This is a genomic window from Propioniciclava sp. MC1595 (assembly GCF_017569205.1).
In the GTDB taxonomy this organism is placed as follows: Bacteria; Actinomycetota; Actinomycetes; order Propionibacteriales; family Propionibacteriaceae; genus Propioniciclava.
This window is the reverse complement of the sequence record NZ_CP071870.1, coordinates 351,814-366,163: the sequence shown is the minus strand read 5'-3', so window position 1 is coordinate 366,163 and position 14,350 is coordinate 351,814. Positions and strand designations below refer to the sequence as shown.

General features: G+C 72.0%; 16 protein-coding genes and 1 pseudogene. 7 read left to right on the top strand and 10 right to left on the bottom strand.

Features of this window, described 5'->3' with window-relative positions:
* The first annotated feature begins 50 nt into the window (after nt 1-50).
* The 3 genes from J4N02_RS17020 to J4N02_RS01615 all read left to right on the top strand — a co-directional run bounded on the left by J4N02_RS17020 (nt 51) and on the right by J4N02_RS01615 (nt 1,491).
* Nucleotides 51-176, top strand: coding sequence for a hypothetical protein (locus J4N02_RS17020; protein ID WP_255437184.1), 126 nt, complete (start codon nt 51-53; stop codon nt 174-176).
* 34 nt (nt 177-210) lie between these two features.
* On the top strand, nt 211-573 hold the full coding sequence (locus J4N02_RS01620; protein WP_188333851.1) for a DUF1707 domain-containing protein: 363 nt from the start codon (nt 211-213) through the stop codon (nt 571-573).
* A 63-nt stretch (nt 574-636) separates the two neighbouring features.
* Nucleotides 637-1,491 (top strand): alpha/beta fold hydrolase, encoded by an 855-nt coding sequence (locus J4N02_RS01615; protein ID WP_182818685.1) that lies wholly within the window; start codon nt 637-639, stop codon nt 1,489-1,491.
* Here J4N02_RS01615 and J4N02_RS01610 read toward each other — a convergent pair.
* From J4N02_RS01610 to serS, 3 genes and pseudogenes are all read right to left on the bottom strand, one after another.
* Nucleotides 1,460-1,783, bottom strand: a pseudogene (locus J4N02_RS01610) (class I SAM-dependent methyltransferase); the annotation flags it as partial. The gene J4N02_RS01615 and the pseudogene J4N02_RS01610 sit on opposite strands and share 32 nt — an antisense overlap.
* 31 nt (nt 1,784-1,814) lie before the next feature.
* Nucleotides 1,815-2,684: an aminoglycoside phosphotransferase family protein gene (locus tag J4N02_RS01605; RefSeq protein WP_182818684.1), complete on the bottom strand. Its 870-nt coding sequence runs from the start codon at nt 2,682-2,684 to the stop codon at nt 1,815-1,817.
* An 11-nt stretch (nt 2,685-2,695) separates the two neighbouring features.
* Nucleotides 2,696-3,976 carry a serine--tRNA ligase gene (gene serS, locus J4N02_RS01600; protein ID WP_182818682.1) on the bottom strand — a complete coding sequence of 427 codons (1,281 nt, stop codon included), beginning with the start codon at nt 3,974-3,976 and terminating at the stop codon, nt 2,696-2,698.
* A 44-nt stretch (nt 3,977-4,020) separates the two neighbouring features.
* Here serS and J4N02_RS01595 point away from each other — a divergent pair, with 44 nt between their 5' ends.
* Together J4N02_RS01595 and J4N02_RS01590 are read left to right on the top strand one after the other, a co-directional pair.
* Nucleotides 4,021-5,565 carry a diacylglycerol kinase family protein gene (locus tag J4N02_RS01595; RefSeq protein WP_182818681.1) on the top strand — a complete coding sequence of 515 codons (1,545 nt, stop codon included), beginning with the start codon at nt 4,021-4,023 and terminating at the stop codon, nt 5,563-5,565.
* A 28-nt stretch (nt 5,566-5,593) separates the two neighbouring features.
* Nucleotides 5,594-6,286 (top strand): aspartate/glutamate racemase family protein, encoded by a 693-nt coding sequence (locus tag J4N02_RS01590; RefSeq protein WP_188333850.1) that lies wholly within the window; start codon nt 5,594-5,596, stop codon nt 6,284-6,286.
* 106 nt (nt 6,287-6,392) lie between these two features.
* Here J4N02_RS01590 and pheA read toward each other — a convergent pair whose 3' ends face one another.
* The 4 genes from pheA to J4N02_RS01570 form a co-directional block, all read right to left on the bottom strand.
* On the bottom strand, nt 6,393-7,319 hold the full coding sequence (pheA, locus tag J4N02_RS01585) for a prephenate dehydratase (RefSeq protein WP_188333849.1): 927 nt from the start codon (nt 7,317-7,319) through the stop codon (nt 6,393-6,395).
* Nucleotides 7,320-7,329: 10 nt separating this feature from the next.
* A complete protein-coding gene (locus tag J4N02_RS01580) occupies nt 7,330-9,000 on the bottom strand; it encodes a hypothetical protein (protein ID WP_182818006.1) in 1,671 nt (556 codons plus the stop codon).
* Nucleotides 9,001-9,078: 78 nt separating this feature from the next.
* Complete coding sequence (locus J4N02_RS01575) at nt 9,079-9,960, bottom strand: DUF559 domain-containing protein (RefSeq protein WP_188333848.1); 882 nt, start codon at nt 9,958-9,960, stop codon at nt 9,079-9,081.
* Nucleotides 9,961-10,101: 141 nt separating this feature from the next.
* A complete protein-coding gene (locus tag J4N02_RS01570) occupies nt 10,102-10,974 on the bottom strand; it encodes an Fpg/Nei family DNA glycosylase (RefSeq protein WP_188333847.1) in 873 nt (290 codons plus the stop codon).
* A gap of 22 nt (nt 10,975-10,996) precedes the next feature.
* Between J4N02_RS01570 and J4N02_RS01565 the strand changes: the two genes are divergently transcribed.
* Nucleotides 10,997-11,608 carry a DUF1707 domain-containing protein gene (locus J4N02_RS01565; protein WP_182818002.1) on the top strand — a complete coding sequence of 204 codons (612 nt, stop codon included), beginning with the start codon at nt 10,997-10,999 and terminating at the stop codon, nt 11,606-11,608.
* Nucleotides 11,609-11,615: 7 nt separating this feature from the next.
* Here J4N02_RS01565 and aat read toward each other — a convergent pair whose 3' ends face one another.
* Nucleotides 11,616-12,299, bottom strand: a complete 684-nt coding sequence (gene aat, locus J4N02_RS01560) for a leucyl/phenylalanyl-tRNA--protein transferase (RefSeq protein ID WP_182818001.1) — start codon at nt 12,297-12,299, stop codon at nt 11,616-11,618.
* A gap of 105 nt (nt 12,300-12,404) precedes the next feature.
* Here aat and J4N02_RS01555 point away from each other — a divergent pair, with 105 nt between their 5' ends.
* Nucleotides 12,405-13,082: an EcsC family protein gene (locus J4N02_RS01555; protein WP_188333846.1), complete on the top strand. Its 678-nt coding sequence runs from the start codon at nt 12,405-12,407 to the stop codon at nt 13,080-13,082.
* On the opposite strand, the gene J4N02_RS01550 is transcribed toward J4N02_RS01555, so the two are convergent.
* Together J4N02_RS01550 and J4N02_RS01545 are read right to left on the bottom strand one after the other, a co-directional pair.
* Nucleotides 13,083-13,694 (bottom strand): flavin reductase family protein, encoded by a 612-nt coding sequence (locus tag J4N02_RS01550; RefSeq protein ID WP_188333845.1) that lies wholly within the window; start codon nt 13,692-13,694, stop codon nt 13,083-13,085.
* Entirely contained in the window at nt 13,694-14,329 is a 636-nt protein-coding gene (locus J4N02_RS01545) for a metalloregulator ArsR/SmtB family transcription factor (protein WP_208091066.1), read from the bottom strand. Before J4N02_RS01545 ends, J4N02_RS01550 begins: the two co-directional genes overlap by 1 nt.
* Nucleotides 14,330-14,350 lie beyond the last annotated feature (21 nt).

Here is a 14,350-nt window from a genome sequence, read left to right as displayed (position 1 = left end):
CAACCTTTCGGGTCGCTCGTGCGTCTTGTGGGTAGAGGAGGTAGGCCCCCATGCTCCAGTACGACTCCACCCCCACCCGCGTCCAGCGTCTCCGCGCGCGGGCCTACTGCGTCATGATCGCCATCGCCGCGATCGCGACCGCCGCCGTGTTCCTGCTGCCGAGGCTGCTCCCCTGAGCCTTGAACCGAGCCGGTGGGTAGGTTGGGTGACGTGAGCACCACACCCCAGCCCGGCCCCGGTCGTGAACTGCACCTGCGCGTGGGCACCGCCCAACGCGAGCGCGCGCTGGAACTCATCCGCAACGCCGCCGCCGACGAGCGGATCACCTTCGACGAGCTCGAGGGGCGCGTCCCCCGGGCGCTGGGCGCCGTGACCCGCGCCGACCTGGTCGCGGTGCTCGAGGACCTCGTGCCCGCCGCCGAGGTGGACGCCGTCGTGGGCCTGGACGCCCCGATCGGCGAGGGCCCGGGGTATTCCTGGGACGACCCGCTCGTGGTCGAGGGCACGGGCTGGAAGCAGCTGACCGTCTCCGGTGAGTTCCCAGGGCTTGAGTTTCCCGCGCCCAAGGCTTGAGTTTCCCGCGCCGAGGGCTTGGGCTTCGGCCCCCGGCCCGGCGACGACTGGCAGAATCGCGTCATGGAAGAGACCACGTTCACCGTTCCCAGCAACGACGGCATCGACCTCCACGTCTACCGGTGGGCCCCCGAGGGTGAGCCTCGGGCCGTCATCCAGGTGCAGCACGGGCTGGCCGAACACGGCGCCCGCTACCGCCGCTTCGCCGAGGCGCTGACGGCGGCCGGCTACCTCGTCTACGCCCCGGACGCCCGCGGCTCGGGCCTCACCGCCGCCGGCAAGCACGGCGACTGGGGACCCGACGGCTGGCAGGGCTGGGTGGACGACCTCGGCGTCCTCAACAAGCGCATCCGCGAGGACGCCCCCGGCCTGCCGCTGGTCCTGTTCGGCCACTCGATGGGCTCGTTCGCCACCCAGCACTTCCTGCTCGACCACGCATCCGACGTCGAGGCCGTCGTCCTGTCGGGAACCGGCGACGCCGCCGTCCTCGCCCCCATGCTCGGCTCGGACGCCCCCACCGACCTCAGCGCCTTCAACGCCCCGTTCGAGCACCGCACCGGGTTCGAGTGGCTCTCGCGCGACGCGGACGAGGTCGACAAGTACGTCGCCGACCCCCTGTGCGGGTGGGCCGCGCCGTCGCCCGCGGGCATCGTGTCGCTGGCCCGCGCGGCCGACCCCGAGGCGCTGTCAGCCATCCCGAAGGACCTGCCGATCCTGCTGATCTCGGGCCGCGACGACCCTGTCGGCGGCGCCGGCGGCGAGGGCGTCGAGGCGGTGGCCCAGCGCTACCGGGACGCCGGCCTGACCGACGTCGAGGTGCACCTGTACCCCGAGGCCCGCCACGAGCTGCTGAACGAGACCAACCGCGACGAGGTCACCGCCGACGTCATCGCGTTCCTGGACCGCGCCCTGGCCTGACGGCCCGCACCGCGAACGTGGGCGCCCCCGGGTCGAAGGGGGCGCCCGCGACGTCGCCGGTGACCTCGACCACGTCGAACCCCACCGACTCGACCTCGGCGCGCACCTCGTCGACGGTCAACCGCGCATGGGCCAGCGACCGGGCCGAGGCGTCCACACCCAGAACCCGGACGCCGCGCCGCGCCAGCCGCACGGCGTACAACCCCGGACCGCAGCCCAGGTCGAGCACGCGCGACCCCGGCCCCAACCCCAACACGGAGCGGAGCCAGTCGACCGACGCGTCGATGAACGCGTGCGGCCGCGACGCCGCCGCGGTCGCCGGGTCACGGCTCCACCGCCTGCATCGCCTTGAGGATCGTCACCTGCCGCGTGACCGAGCCGTGCCAGTCGTCCTGCCGGCTCTCGGCCGAGCCGTCCTGCACCGCCCAGCCCAAGTTGATCGCGCAGCGCACCACCACCCAGTCGCGGGCAGCACGCTCGTCGAGGCCGGCGGTGTCGACGACCGCGTAGAACCGGTCACGGATCGCCTCCCCGACGTCCCCGGACGCCTCGAGGTCGGCCCAGCGGTTCCACAGCAGCGGCGCCACCTCGTACTCGGGCGCGGCGTTGTAGCCCTTGGGGTCGATCGCGACCCACTCGTCGCCGCGGGCCATGACGTTGAGGTAGTGCAGGTCGCCGTGCACGACGTGGGTGCCGGGCTCGGCGGCCAGCTCGCGGCCGGCGCGCAACGCCCAGTCGACGAACCGCGGCGGCGCGGGCACCGCACGCCCCAGCCCCTCCAGCTCACCCAGCCAGCGGCGCACGAACGCGTGCCCGTCGGGCAGTTGCGGGGCGGCCCGGCGGTGCAGCCGGCCGTACAGCCCGGCCACGATCCGGGACGCCTCGTCGGCGTCCCAGTGCTCCTGCAGTTGGCCGTCCAACCACTCCAACAGCAGGACGCCGCGGCGCGGGTCGGCCCGCACCAACTCGACCGCGGGGCGTCCACCCCACAGGGTCAGGGTCGGGATCTCGCCGACGTTGTCGGCCTCGACGTGGCTGAACTTGCAGGCCCGGCGGACGCCGTCGGCGTCCAGCACCGGGTACACCCGCGCCGTGACGCCGGACATCGGCTCTCCGACGGGGGTCAGGTGCCAGCGCCGGAAGGTGTCCTCGATGAGGCGCGGGAGGCCGTCCTCCCACGCCTGCCGGGACACCGGGCCGGAACTCAAGCGGCGGCGACCGGGGTCAGGAACTCGCGCCCGCCGAGGTAGGGCCGCAGCGCCTCGGGGACGCGCACCGACCCGTCGGCCTGCTGGTGGTTCTCCAGGATCATGATGATCGTGCGGGTCATCGCACACAGCGTGCCGTTGAGGGTGGCCAGCGGGCGGGTGCCCTCGGCGTCCCGCAGCCGGATGTTGAGGCGGCGCGCCTGGAACTCGGTGCAGTTCGAGGTCGACGTGATCTCGCGGTAGCGCTCCTGGGTGGGCAGCCATCCGTAGCAGTCGAACTTGCGGGCGGCCGACGAGCCGAGGTCACCCGAGGCGACGTCGAGCACCTGGTACGGGATCTCGAGCGACTCGATGAAAGCCTTCTCGTAGCCCAGCAGCTTGGCGTGCTCGGCCTCGGCCTCCTCGGGCGAGCAGTAGACGAACAGCTCGGCCTTGTCGAACCAGTGCACGCGGAAGATGCCGCGGGTGTCCTTGCCGTAGGCGCCGGCCTCGCGGCGGAAGCAGGACGACCAGCCCACGTAGTGCTTCGGCAGCGACTCGGCGGGCAGGATCTCGTCGGAGTGGTAGGCCGCCAGCGCGACCTCGGAGGTGCCGACCAGGTACAGGTCGTCGCGCTCGAGGTGGTAGACGTCCTCGGCGGCCTGGCCCAGGAAGCCGGTGCCGGCCATCGCCTCGGGCTTGACCAGCGACGGCACGATCATCGGCATGAACCCCCACGAGGAGGCCATCGCCATCGCGTGCTGCAGCAGCGCGAACTCGAGCTGGGCGCCCTGACCGGTGAGCACGTAGAACCGCGAGCCGGAGATCTTGGCACCGCGCTCCATGTCGATGGCGCCGAGCATCTCGCCGAGCTCGAGGTGGTCGCGCGGGGTGAAGCCCTCGGCCGCGAAGTCGCGCGGGGTGCCCCAGGTCTCGATGATCTCGCCCTCGTCCTCACCACCGGAGGGGACGCCGTCGATCACGATGTTGCCCAGCTGCATCATCAGCTGGTCGTAGGTTGCCTGCGCGGCCTCGGTCTCGGCCTGCGCCTCCTTCACCGAGGCGGCCAGCGCCTTGGTCTGGGCCAGCAGCTCGGCCTTCTCCTCGGGCGACGCCTTCGGGATGCGCGCCGACAACGCCTTCTGCTCGGCCCGGGCCGTCTCGGAGCTCGCCATCAGCGAGCGGCGGCGCTCGTCGGCGGCGACGAGCTCGTCCACGAGCTCCACCGACTCGCCGCGGGCGGCCTGGCTGCGACGCACGGCGTCAGGGTTGGTGCGCAGAATCTTCGGGTCGATCACAGGCCCGATCCTATCGGTGACCGCCGGCCTGCCAGACTGGGGGCGTGAGGAGGCGGATCGGGCTCGCGCACGTCGCCCTGGTGGCGACGGCGGTGGCCTTCGCCCTCTGGACGTGGCTCGCCCTCGGCACCTCCACCTTCGCGGCGGTCGACGCGGCCTCGCGGCGTCCGGGAGTCGACCCGATGGGCACTCGCGGCCAGATCCTCGCCGCCATCGCGATCGTCACCACCCCGACCGTCGTCTACACCGTGCTCGCGGCGGTCACCTTCTGGGCCGCGCGCCGCCGCCTGCACAACCTGGCGTGGGGGATGGGCGCCTCGATCCCGCTCGGGTGGGGCGGTGCGCAGCTGGTGAAGGCGCTGGCCCGGCGTCCACGGCCCGACACCGCCGCACCCCTGATCACCGCCGAGGGCTGGGCCTACCCCAGCTCGCACATGGTCGCGATCACGGTGCTGGCGATCATGGTGATCTCCGCGATGGTCGTCACGCGCCGGCGGCGCACCTCGATCGTGCTGGCCTCAACCGGCCTCGTGCTGCTGTGGTGGCTCGTGTTCGCCGACCGCTGGTGGCTGCGCGCGCACTGGTTCACCGACCTGATCGCGGGTGGGTTCCTCGGCGGGTTCGTCGCGTCGCTCTGCCTCGCGGTGGCCGGGGTGAGCGTGATCCGGTTCGGGCCGGTGCACCGTCCACCCGGCGTGGCTCGGCGCGCGGGTGTCATCTTCAACCCCGTCAAGGTGCCCGACCCGGTGGTGTTCCGCCGGCAGGTCGAGGGCGAGTGCGCCCAGCGCGGCTGGGAGCCCCCGCTGTGGCTCGAGACGGACGCCGCGGACTCGGGCATCGCCGTCTCCCGGGCCGCCCGCAAGCGGAAGCTCGACCTCGTGCTGGTCGCCGGCGGCGACGGCACGGTGCGGACGGTCTGCGCGACGCTGGCCGACTCGCGGATCCCGATCGCGATCCTGCCCGTGGGCACCGGCAACCTGCTGGCCCGCAACCTGGGCGTCCCGCTCGATGTGGCCGACGCCCTCGACGTCGCCTTCGACGGCAACGCGATGCCGGTCGACGTGGTGCAGCTGCGCGCCGACGGCGGCGACCCCGACCACTCGATGGTGATGGCCGGCATGGGCCTGGACGCCAAGATCATGAGCGAGACCAACACCGACCTGAAGAAGGTGATGGGCCCGGCCGCCTACGTGATGGCCGCGCTGACGACGCTGAACAGCCCGCCGTTCCGGGCGACGGTGACCCTCGACGGCGGCTCCCCCCTCCGCCGGACGCCCGCCGTCGCCCTCGTCGCCAACGTCGGCAACGTGCAGGGCCAGATCGCGTTGGCCCCCGACGCGCTGCCCGACGACGGGCTCATCGACGTGATGTTGGCCTCCCCCGAGCGCGTCGGCGACTGGGGCGCCATCGCCACCCGCGTGCTCACCCGCGCCGCCGACCACCCCGGCGTCGAGCGCGCTCAGGTGCGCAAGCTGGTCATCGAGACCGAGGAGCCGGTGCCGTTCCAGATCGACGGCGACACCATCGGCGAGTGCACCCGCCTCGACGTCGGGATCCTCCCCGGCGCGGTCCTGGTGATGGTGCCGTAGGGTCGCCACCGCTCCCTAGGATCGCCCCATGAAGTGCATCGGGCTGCTCGGCGGCATGAGCTGGGAATCCACCGCCGAGTACTACCGCCTCATCAATCGCGAGGTCGCTCGCCGGCTCGGTGGGCTGCACTCGGCGCGCATCGTGCTGGCGTCGGTCGACTTCGCCGAGGTGGCCGCCCTCCAGGCCTCCGGCGACTGGGACGCCGCGGGTCGCCTCCTCGCCACCCAGGCCGCCCGTCTGGAGGGCGCCGGCGCGGACCTCGTCCTGATCTGCGCGAACACCATGCACAAGGTCGCCGACGCGGTGCAGGACGCCATCGGTGTCCCCCTGCTGCACCTGGCCGACGCCACCGCCGACGCCGTGCGCGCCGCCGGGATCACCCGCGTCGGCCTGCTCGGCACCGCCTACACGATGGAGCAGGACTTCTACCGCGACCGGCTGGCCACCCACGGCCTCGAGGTGCTCGTCCCCGACGCCGACGACCGCGCCGAGGTGCACCGCACCATCTACGACGAGCTGTGCCGCGGCGAAGTGCTGGACGAGTCGCATCGGACCCACCTCGCGATCATCGAACGGCTCCGCGCCCGGGGTGCGGAGGGCATCATCCTCGGCTGCACGGAGCTGGAGCTCCTCCTCGACCCGGACGCCGACGGCTCGGTCCCCCTGTTCGCCACCACCCGGATCCACGCGCGGGCGGCGGTGGACGCAGCGTTGGCCTAGACCCGGGGTCGCCCGTCCGGTCGCAGAATGTGCCCCCTGAAGCGCGCGCCACGTGCACCAGACACAAGGAGCACATTCTGCGAGCAGAGGCTTGCCGACCCGACCCTCACCGACGCTCGGACGCCGATCGCCCCAGCAAGGAATCCATCCAGACCTCGGCGGCCTCGTACTCGTCGGCGGTGAATCCGCGTGCGATCTTGGGGCGCACCTGGTCGGCGCGCGGGTAGGACCCGAGGAAGGTCACCTCGCGGCAGATCCGGTGCAGGCCCTTGAGGGTGCCGCGCATGCGCGGCTCGCCGACGTGGCCCTCGGCGTCGATCGAGAAGCAGTACTCGCCGAAGGCCTTCTTGGTGGGGCGGCTCTCGATGCGGGTCAGGTTGACCCCGCGCATGGCGAACTGCTCGAGGATCTCCAGCAGCGCACCGGAGTGGTCGGCGTGCATGTAGGCCACCAGCGTGGTCTTGTCGGCCCCGGTCGGGGCCGGGATGTCGCCGGGCCGGCGCACGAGCACGAAGCGCGTGACGGCGTCCGGGTTGTCGGCGATGTCGGTGGCCGCGCAGTCGAGCTCGTAGAGGTCGGCGGCCACGCGGGCGCAGATGGTGCCGTCGTACTTCGAGGCCGGGTCGGCGACCTCGGCGGCCGCGGCGGCGGTGGAGCCGCCCTCGGTGACGGTCGCGTGGGGCACGTGCATGCGCACCCAGTCGCGGGTCTGCGCGTACGCGTGCGGGTGGGTGAGGATGCGCTGCACGTCGGCCAGCTCGTAGCCCGGGCGCACCGCGAGCACGAACGACACCGGCAGCAGCACCTCGCGCACGATGACCAGCGGGTCGCCGCCCAGGGCGAGGTTGTCCAGCGTCGCGGTCACGCCGCCCTCGACGGAGTTCTCGATCGGCACCAGACCGGCCTCGACCTCGCCGGCGCGCACGGCGTCCAGAACCGCGGCCACGGTGCTGTACGGCACGGCCTCCTCACCGGAGACGGTGCGCAGGGCCTGGTGGGTGAAGGTGCCTGCAGGGCCGAAGTAGCCGATCACCCTCGCGAGTCTAGGGCTGGGCCGGCGTGCGGGAGCCGGGCTCTCGCGGGTCGGCCACCCCCGGCCGGCGCCAGGGCCGCAGCGGCGAGCGCTTCGGTTGCGGCCGGTCGGCGGTCACCAGCAGCTGCCCGAACCCGTTCCTGATGAAGGCCGCCGTGGGCCACTGCCGGTTCGTGGTCCAGAACCAGTGGATGATCGCGATCAGGACGAACCACTGCACGCCGCTGGAGATGACGTCGCGGATCGTGAAGGCGACCACGTTCACCATCACGTCGGAGAACCCGACCGTGCGCCCGGTCACGTAGGCGACCGACAGCGCGACGCCGCGCAGGGCCATCAGCCAGTCGAGGCGGGTCGGCACGAGCAGGGCCAGGGGCGCCCAGACGATGAGGTCGTACCAGCTCAGGGTGTAGGGCGAGGTGACGATCCAGGCGGTGCAGAGGATCACCGCTGTGCGCACCGCGATGGTCAGCGGGTCGCGCTCGGCGGGCAGCTGCGCGCCGGGGACCGCGCGCCAGGGCAGCACGCGGGAGAGCATCCAGCCGATGACGAAGAGGCCGATCCAGCCGAGGGCGGCGGTGATGCCGTGGGCGGCGTCGGGCAGCACCCAGGCCAGGGCCGAGCGCATCCACGGCGCCCACGAGCCGCCCGACACGTAGCCGGTGTTGCGGCTGGCGGCGAACAGGGCCTGCGGCGCGAAGACGCCGTAGAGGATGCCGATCGGGATGAGCGCGCCGATGCCGAGCTGCAGCACCTTGCGCCAGTCGTGGCGGTATCCCCAGACCAGCGCGAGCCCGTAGAAGACCAGCGACACCTTCACCGCGCCGGCCAGGCCGATGAAGATGCCCGTGACGAACGGCGACTTGCGCACGAACCAGAGCGCGATGATCGCGAACACCAAGGTGAGCGCCTCGTTGTGGGCGCCGGCGACGACGGCCCAGATCAGCAGCGGGTTGAGGATCGTGAAGAGCACCGACCGGGTCTGCAGCGCGGCGTCGCCATGGGCGAGCTTGATCATCACCGTGCAGATCACGATGAAGGGGATCACCGCCATCATCTGCAGCCAGAACACGATGTCGTGCATCGACTCGCCCCCGAGCACGTTGGCCAGCCACTGCGACCACGACGCGATGGGCCCGTACACGCTGGGCGTGTCCTGCCAGGGACGCTCGGTCCAGACCAGGACGGGGTCGTAGGCCTGCCGGAAGATCTCGGCGGGGGTGATGTCGTAGGGGTTCATGCCCAGCCGCTGGAGGCGTCCGTAGGCGGCGTACATCAGCACGTCGGCGCTGGTGAGAGGCGGCACGATCGCGGTGAGCATGTTGAGCGCCACGCCGAGGTAGAACATGAGGTGGATCCGCGGACGCCAGCCGTCGGTGACCGCGCGCCACGCGATGACCAGCCCGATCGCCCCGACGGTGATGCCGATCCACAGCGCGGGGACGACGATCCACTCCGACAGGGGCAGGCCGAACCGCTGGCCCCACTCGACCGGGATGAAGTACGGCGGCAGCAGGCTGCCGTTCGCCGGACCGGGGTTCAGGGTGACCGTCGAGGGACCCAGGAACGCCACGACGATCGTGACCAGGCAGCTGATGACGATGAGGCGGAACCCGAGGCGTCCGTTCTTGGTCCACGGTTGGTCGCCGAAGCGGCTCAGCCGCTCGACAAGCGCAGTCACGGGACCTCCAGTGGGGACGGGTGGATCCAAGGCTACTGGCGCCGCAGGCCTCCCAGCACACGGGGCAGCCCTGTTGCATCAGGTGAGACCGAGGTCGATCGCGCGGCCGGCGATGATGCCGTGCAGTCGGTGACGGACCCAGTCCGCGTTGTCGGAGACATCGATGGCATCGAACCGCACGACCATCCAGCCGAGTTCGGCCAGCTCGGGGTCACGCGTGCGGTCGCGCCGGAACTCGACCGGCCCGGAGTGGTGGTCGCACCCATCGACCTCGAACCCGAGCCGCAACTCGGGCAGCGCGAGGTCGATGTACGCAGCCCGCGTCGGGAGGTCGACCCGGTGGTTGGTGCGGTGGCGTCTGGACAGGTCGAGACCGCGATAGATCCGGTGGAGGTCCCGCTCGGCCGGCGACCAGGGAACATCGCGCGAGTCTTCGAGCAGCCAGCGCCGCTGCTTGTTGCCCGCACGCTGGGGGGTGAGGGCGAGCGCCTCCCAGAGCTGGTCGAGCGTGATGACCCCACGTCGGAGGGCCTCGTCGATGGCCTCCCCGCCCAGTTCGGGGACGAGGTCGAGCACGGTCAGGGAGGGATGGGTGAGCCGGATGCCGTTGCTCTCCACGATCAGCTCGGGGGGAACGACTCCCTTCGCGAAGGAGATGCCATCACCGCCCGCGAGCCGGTGGCGCGCGACAGCCGTCAGCCCAGAGGCCTCCAGCTCGGGCCACCATGTCAACGCGGCGGCGGCCCGGCCGGAGATCACCGCGTCGGGGTGCACTGTGCCGACGACGACGGCGAGTGCGTCGAGCCCGGCCGTGTCGGCCGCCGCGTAGACACCGGCCAACGGCCGGACCAGCTCACCGCGCTCGTAGGCACGTTGAGCGAGGCACTGGATGCGCTCTCGCCCGCGCACGAGGATCAGGTGGGGAGGCTGGGAGAGCTCGTCGATCAGGTCTCGATGCATGCCCCTAGGTATCGGCAGGCCGTGTCACGCGGCCTCTGATCGGATCGACCCCCAGCCGGAATACCCCCACCTCCGGCTGAGCGTGCCCCAAGAACCGCAGATTTCAGTCGGGGGACGATCCGATCAACAGGGCTGGGAGACCTACTTCAACAGCTTCGACATCCGCCGGTCGGCCAGGAGCTTGCCGCCCGTCTGGCATCCGGGGCAGTAGTTCAGGAACGAGTCGGCGAAGCTCACCTCGGCGATGACGGTGCCGCACGTCGGGCACGGCTCCCCCTTCTTGCCGTGGACGCGCAGGTGGGTCCGCTTGCCGTCCTTGAGGTCGGCAGGCTTGTTGCCCACGGCCCGGTCAATGGCGGCCCCCAGGTCGTCGCGCACCGCCGCGTACAGGGCGGTGACCTCGTCCTCGGTCAGCGAGCCGGCCAGCTTGAAGGGGCTCAACCGGGCGGCCTGCAGGATCTCGTCGGAGTAGGCGTTGCCGATGCCGGCGAACACCGACTGGTCCTTGAGCAGGCCCTTCACTTGGGTGCGGGCGTGCGCGGCGAGGACGGCCGCGAAGTCGTCCCGCGTGAAGCCGTCGGCGAGCGGGTCGGGCCCGAGCCGGGCGATGCCGGGCACCTCGGCGAGGTCACCGACGACGTACACGGCCAGGTGCTTCTGCGTCCCCGCCTCGGTGAGGCTGAACCCCACCTCACCGTCGTCGCCCTCGAACACCACCCGCAGCGCGAGGGGTCCCTTGCCCGGGCGCACCGGGGTCGCCGGCACCGGGTCGTGCCACGTCAGCCACCCGGCCCGGGCGAGGTGGAACGCGAGCCACGTGCCGTCCACATTCAGGCACAGGAACTTGCCGTGCCGCTCGACCGCGGTGACCTCCAACCCGTGCAGCGCGCTGAGCGGGACCTCGTACGTCTTGAGCGCCGAGAAGGCGGCCAGGTCGGCGCGCACGACGGTGCGGCCCAGCACGCGCTGGGCGAGGAAGTCGCGCAGGGCCTCGACCTCGGGCATCTCCGGCATGGGGCGAGCCTAGACTGGCGGCATGTCCAACATCGAGCGACGCAAGCGACTGCGCGCGGGCGACACCGATCGCGACGCCGTGCTCGAGGTGCTGCACGCCGCCTTCGCGGCCGGACGCCTCACCCCCACCGACCTGGCCGACCGCCAGGAAGCCGCCCTGGCGGCCCGCTACATCGACGAGCTCCCCGAGCTGGTCGAGGACTGCCCCGAGGGCGCCCAGCTGGTGCGCGGCTGGGGCGGCGCACCCGTGCCGGCACCGCAGCCGTGGTCGTCGTCGGCCCCCGTGCCCACGGCCGGCGACGGCAACTGGACCGTCACCATCATGTCCGGCCGCCGGGTCGACCTCGCGCCGGGCCAGACGTACCGCAACTTCGCGATGATGGGCGGCGACGACGTCTACCTGCGCGACGCGCTGGGCCCGGGCGTCGTGCTGACGCTCGACCTGCCGTGCGTGATGGGCGGCCACAACCTGTACGTGCCCGAGGGCGTCCGCGTGGTCGAGGAGTCCCAGGGGATCATGGGCGGCAACTCCATCCGCCGCTCGGCCCAGGGCGACGGCAGCAACGGCACGCTGGTCATCCGGGGCGTCCTGCTCATGGGCGGGCACACGGTCAAGCTCGACAAGCGGCCCTGACCCCGACTCAGCCGGCCGTCAGCACGGACCAGTCCGGCGCCGGCAGGTCCAGCGCCTCCGACAGCAGGCGCAGGTAGTCGACGCGGTCCACCTCGACCGCGCCCAGTGACTCGAGGTGGTCGGTGACCCACTGCACGTCGAGCAGCCGGCCCTCGACGCCGTCGTCCAGCACGCGCGCGAGCCCGAGCAGGGCGACCTTCGAGGCATCCCGGCCCAGTGCCGGGTCGTGGAACATCGACTCCCCCGCGAACAGTCCCCCGAGCGCGACCCCGTAGAGGCCACCGGCCAGGTCGCCGGAGGGCGTCCACGCCTCGACCGAGTGGGCGAGCCCGTGCCGGTGCAGTTCGGTGTAGACCTCGACGATGCGCCCGTCGATCCACCCCGACGGACGCCGCGGGTCGGCGCAGCGGGCGATCACCTCGGCGAACGCACGGTCGGCCGTCACCTCGTAGCGGCCGGCCGACTTGCGCAACGAACGGGTGATGCGGAGGTCGTCCAGCGGCAGGATCCCGCGGTGGAGGGGCGACCACCAGCCCATCGCGTCGGGCCAGCCCGACTCGGGCAGCGGCATCGGGAACACGCCCGAGCGGTAGGCGGCCTCGACGAGGCCGGCGTCGAACTCCAGCGACAGCGCGATCAGGTCCTGGTCGGGCCACTCCCCCTCCGGCCCGAACACCCCCGACAGCTGCATGGGGCAGTCTTACCACGCACGGGCCACGGTTCAGCGCAAGCCCCTCAGGGACCGATCCGGGGCGACCCGCTTCGCCGCACGCACGCGGGCGCCTAGCCTTGGCCCATGGCCGAGCAATCCCGCGACGTGAGCAAGAACTTCGTCACGCGCGCACCCGAGGTCGGCGGCAACCTGCTCCGGAACCTCCTCGAGGTCGCGATCAACGGCACGGCGAACGTGCCGGGCGCGAAGACGACGGCAGCCAAGCACCTCGTCAAGCGCGAGACCGTCGAGGAGGCGCTCGAGTCCCTCGCCCTGACCCACGTCGGGCTCGCCGGGGCGCAGGGGTTCCTGACCAGCCTCGGCGGCCTCCCCACCCTCGCCGTCACCCTCCCCGCCAACATCGCGGGCCTCGCGATCGTGCAGATCCGCATGATCGCCTCGATCGCCCACTTGCGCGGCTACGACATCGACTCCCGGCAGGTCCGCACGGCGATGATCCTGTGCCTGATGGGCCGCGACGGCACGCAGAAGCTCGTCGACGACGGCGTCCTGCCCACCACCCCCCTGGCCATCGCGACCGCCCCGGTGTTCGACTCCACGCTCGACCAGTCCGTCAGCGAGAAGGTGCTGGGCGAACTCGTGTCCCGCCTCGGCGGCCGTCGGGCGTCCCTCATCCTGGTCCGCCGCGTGCCGCTGCTGGGCGGCGGCATCGGCGCCACCATGGACGGCTTCTCCACCATCGAGATCGGCGGCTACGCCCGCGAGGTCTTCGTCAACCGCCGCCGGCTGACCCGCGACTGATCAGTCCCGCGGGCGCGCCAGGTCGAGCCGGCTGCCGTCCGCGATCCCGAAGTAGGCCGTAGGACCGCCCCCGCGCAGCAGCGGCTCGGCGCGCACGGTGTCGAAGATCCCGTCGACCAGCAGGTCGTCGTCGATGTGCACCATCACGACCTCCCCGACCGTCAGCACGGCCCCGCTGGGGCGTCCGGCCACGTCGGTCAGCTCGATCTGCTGCGTCACCCGGCACTCGAACGTGACCCGCGCCTCACCCACGCGGGGCGCGGCGATGACCTCGGACGCCTCGGGCGTCAGCCCAGCGCGCACGAACTCGTCGACGTCGGAGAGCGTCGCCGTCTCGTTCATCGGCACCAGCAGGTCACGGGAGACGAGGTTCCACGTGAACTCGCCGGTGTCGGCGCAGTTCCGGGCCGTGTGCTTCCACGCCGTGCTCGAGAACCCCACCAGCGGCGGGGTGTAGTTGAACGCGTTGAAGAACGAGTAGGGAGCGAGGTTACGGCGTCCGTCGGCGGCAAGGGTGCCGATCCAGCCGATCGGGCGCGGCCCGACGATCGCGTTGAACGGGTTGTGGGCCAGCCCGTGCCCCTCGGCGGGGCGATAGGTGTGGACGCCCATCACGCACCCTGCACGGCGCCGCGGATGAGGGCACCGAGCCAGGCGGACTCCCCCGCCGGCGCCTCCTGCGCCTCGTTCGGGTGCCGCTCGGGTGGGGCGTCGGCGACGCGGTAGGTGCCCTCGGAGCGGGTCAGGTAGCGGTAATCGATGAGCTCGCGGCGCAGGGTGGCGACGTCGTCGTGCGCCTCGCGCAGGATCGCGTTCACCTCGGGCTCGCTGTAGTCGCGGCCGGCCTCGAAGCGGCGCAGCAGCTCGAGCAGCACCGACACCCGCGCCTTGCGCTTGGCCGGGATCTGCCGAAGCCGCGGCCCGTCGAAGAAGATCCGCACCGTGCGCTGGTGGTCGGGGTCGTCGATGCCCTCCTGCGCTGCGGCCGGCGACGACCCGCGCACCTGGCTCAGCAGCCCGTCGTTGAGCGTGTACACGCGCCGGGTGGCGTCGGGGGTGGCGGTGACGATGCCGACCCCCTCGAGCCGGTGCATGTGGTGGCTCACGGTGGCCGCGCTGAGGCCCAGGGCGTCGGCGAGCTCGCGGCCGGTGTGGGGCCGATCCGCGAGCAGGCCGAGGATGCGCAGGCGGGTGGCGTCCGCGATGGTCTTCAGCAGGTGGACGCGATCATCCAGCTCGTTCGACATGCATCGAACGTTAGATCAACG

Excerpts from the sequence above, each read along its gene's own strand:
- J4N02_RS01615 (WP_182818685.1), top strand. The coding sequence starts at position 637 with ATGGAAGAGACCACGTTCACCGTTCCCAGCAACGACGGCATCGACCTC.
- J4N02_RS01590 (WP_188333850.1), top strand. The coding sequence starts at position 5,594 with ATGAAGTGCATCGGGCTGCTCGGCGGCATGAGCTGGGAATCCACCGCC.
- J4N02_RS01545 (WP_208091066.1), bottom strand. The coding sequence starts at position 14,329 with ATGTCGAACGAGCTGGATGATCGCGTCCACCTGCTGAAGACCATCGCG.
- J4N02_RS01575 (WP_188333848.1), bottom strand. The coding sequence starts at position 9,960 with ATGCATCGAGACCTGATCGACGAGCTCTCCCAGCCTCCCCACCTGATC.
- J4N02_RS01565 (WP_182818002.1), top strand. The coding sequence starts at position 10,997 with ATGTCCAACATCGAGCGACGCAAGCGACTGCGCGCGGGCGACACCGAT.
- J4N02_RS17020 (WP_255437184.1), top strand. The coding sequence starts at position 51 with ATGCTCCAGTACGACTCCACCCCCACCCGCGTCCAGCGTCTCCGCGCG.
- J4N02_RS01550 (WP_188333845.1), bottom strand. The coding sequence starts at position 13,694 with ATGGGCGTCCACACCTATCGCCCCGCCGAGGGGCACGGGCTGGCCCAC.
- aat (WP_182818001.1), bottom strand. The coding sequence starts at position 12,299 with ATGCAGCTGTCGGGGGTGTTCGGGCCGGAGGGGGAGTGGCCCGACCAG.
- J4N02_RS01555 (WP_188333846.1), top strand. The coding sequence starts at position 12,405 with ATGGCCGAGCAATCCCGCGACGTGAGCAAGAACTTCGTCACGCGCGCA.
- J4N02_RS01570 (WP_188333847.1), bottom strand. The coding sequence starts at position 10,974 with ATGCCGGAGATGCCCGAGGTCGAGGCCCTGCGCGACTTCCTCGCCCAG.